General features: G+C 57.4%; 2 protein-coding genes. Both read left to right on the top strand.

Annotated features, from left to right (window positions below; translation table 11 throughout):
* Positions 1 to 1,784, top strand: a 1,784-nt coding sequence (locus EOA60_RS27675; protein WP_164899582.1) for a hydantoinase/oxoprolinase family protein, incomplete at its 5' end; no start/stop codon positions are given.
* A partial coding sequence (locus EOA60_RS27670) for a hydantoinase B/oxoprolinase family protein (RefSeq protein ID WP_164899581.1) occupies positions 1,781 to 2,707 on the top strand: 927 nt, incomplete at its 3' end. The genes EOA60_RS27675 and EOA60_RS27670, both read left to right, overlap by 4 nt.

Genomic DNA, 2,707 nt, shown 5'->3' with positions numbered 1-2,707 from the left:
GCTTTCGAGATGTTCTCGAGTCACGTCGGGGAGATCGTGGGGACGCTTACAACCTATTCTGGAATCCCCCTTCGCCTTTAGTGTCCAGGCGACTGCGAATCCCGATCACGGAGCGTATCACTGCCGACGGGGCAATCCTAACTCACCTTGACGAGAAGGACGTCTTCGAAGCTGCAAAAGCGCTAGAGGCAGAAGATATTGAATCGGTCGCGATCGCATTCCTTCACTCCTATGTGAATCCCGCACATGAGATTGCGGCAGCAAAAGCGTTGCGGGAAGCGGGGTATCGTGGGGAACTTTCGCTCTCGCACGAGGTCTCCGGCGAATATCGTGAGTACGAGCGCACCTCCACCACGATTGTTGATGCGTTCGTGCGGCCGCGTATGGCCAATTATCTTAAGTCGCTCGGAGAACGGGTGAGAGCGACGGGATTCAGGGGAAAGATGCTGGTCACTCGCTCTGGCGGGGGGGCGATGACCTTCGAGGAGGCCGGACGACGACCGGTCGAGACGGTTCTGTCTGGACCAGCTGCTGGGGCCGAGGGTGCGGCAGAGCTTGCACGACGGCTTGGCCTAGGCGATGCCATTTCGATAGATGTGGGTGGAACGAGCTTCGACACTTGCTTCATCAGAGGCGATCGGCCACCCCTTATGTACGAGGGCAGTGTTGTTGGCCTCCCTGTACAGGTCCCGTGGGTGGACCTTCGCACCATCGGGGCGGGCGGCGGATCGATCGCGCACGTTGACCGCGGGGGGCTCATGAAAGTCGGGCCCCGGAGTGCTGGTGCGCAGCCGGGGCCTGCGTGCTATGACCGAGGCGGCACGGCTGCAACGGTAACAGACGCCGCACTGGTCCTCGGAATGCTTGGTCAAGCAAAGCTTTCGACTGGGCTGATGCTTAAACGAGAGAAGGCAGAGGCGTCGCTCCTTGAGCTTGCAAGGGAATTGGGTCTCAACGACATCAAGCAGACGGCACGCGGAATCCTGACTATTGTGACTTCAAATATGGCCAATGCCATCAGGGAGATCACCATCGAGCAAGGTCATGATCCACGCACAGCCTCGATCATCGCTTTCGGAGGGGCGGGGCCTCTGTTTGCAACGCTTATTGCCCGAGAGCTGGGAATCCGAGAGATAGTGGTCCCGCCCCATGCTGGAAACTTTTCTGCATGGGGCCTTTTGGGTGCCGATATCACGCGCACAGCTGCGCGGACCCGTATCCTCAAGCTAACAGATTCGAGTCTTCCTGAAATTAATCGCATACTTGCTGCCTCTTTCGAAACGCTTGGCTCGGACGCCGTTGAGGGTAGCATCACGGACAGCCAGGACAACGAGGTTGCCCTCGACCTTCGCTTCGTCGGACAAGAGCACTCGCTAACGGTTCCTGTTCCGTTTCGCAATGGGGAAGTCAGTGCTTCGATCGACGAGATTCGTAAACTATTTGTCGCCGAGTACACTAAGACCTTTAGCCATGCACTGGAGGATGACCTAGAGGTCGTCGTCATGCGGGCCACGGCTCGGACGCCACTCCCGCCGAGGACTGAAAAAGCGGTTCCGGGGGCGTCACTGAGGCCACCGGAGACGTTCGACTCCTACTCTTTCACGGAAGATGCGGTGCTGCCGTTTCAGATAGTGCCGCGGATGTCCTTATCTGCAGGCGACGCCATCACGGGCCCGGCGATCGTCCTTGAACAAACCGCGACAACTTACCTGGATGTCGGATTTTCTCTTCGCGTAGGTGACGAAGGGTCGCTTTTGCTTACTGATAAGAGGACACGGTCATGACGGAGCAGCGTTCGGCGATGAAGAAAGTGGCACAGGCCATGAATGCAGACGTTGATCCGATTACAACAGAAGTCATCAGGCACACTCTAAATTCAGTAGCTGAGCAGATGAAGCGGACACTAATCCGCACTGCATTCTCCCCTGTAATCTATGAAGTTCTTGACTTCGCAGTATCGATTTACGATCGGAAGGTACGATTGCTGGCCCAAGCACCGACACTGCCGATCTTCATGGGAACGTTGAGCTTTTGCGTCGAGGCCGCCGTTAAAGGCGTCGGAGGGGAAAAGGCACTCGAACCTGGCGACATTCTCTACATAAACCTGCCGTACGCAACGGGAACTCATCCGCAAGACGCGGCTCTCATTATGCCGGTCTTTGCAGGTGGCGACGAGCTGATCGGATATGCTGCCGTGAAGGCTCACCTCCTCGACGTGGGGGGAAAAGAACCGTACTCGACGGATACGGTTGACCTTTTCCAAGAGGGGACAATTTTTCCAGGTGTCAAACTGTATAGGCGGGGGGAGCGCGTCCTGGACATATATCGTACTCTCCTTGCAAATTCACGCATGCCCACCGCCATCGCCGGCGACGTCGAAGCTATGGTGGCGTCCCTCAGAGTCGGGGCAGTTGGCATGAGGGACGTGGTAGAGCGGTATGGCGATGAGCGCTTCTCCGGGGCCGTTGAGCGAATGCTAGATCATGGCGAGGCGCTTGTGCGTAGCTACCTACAGGAAATTCCAGACGGCCGTTACTCTGCCTTTGGACGGATGGACAGCGACGGGATCAGCGATGAGGAGATCGAGTTTGAGGTGATCGTCGAGATCGCTGGCTCGAGCGTTACGGTCGATTATTCCAATGCTCCCGAAGCTCGAGGAGGACCGATCAATTGCCCGCGCCCTGACACTGTCTCAGCCACTTCGGTC

This window comes from Mesorhizobium sp. M1A.F.Ca.IN.020.06.1.1 (assembly GCF_004023265.1).
In the GTDB taxonomy this organism is placed as follows: Bacteria; Pseudomonadota; Alphaproteobacteria; order Rhizobiales; family Rhizobiaceae; genus Mesorhizobium.
This window is presented reverse-complemented; position numbering and strand designations above follow the sequence as displayed.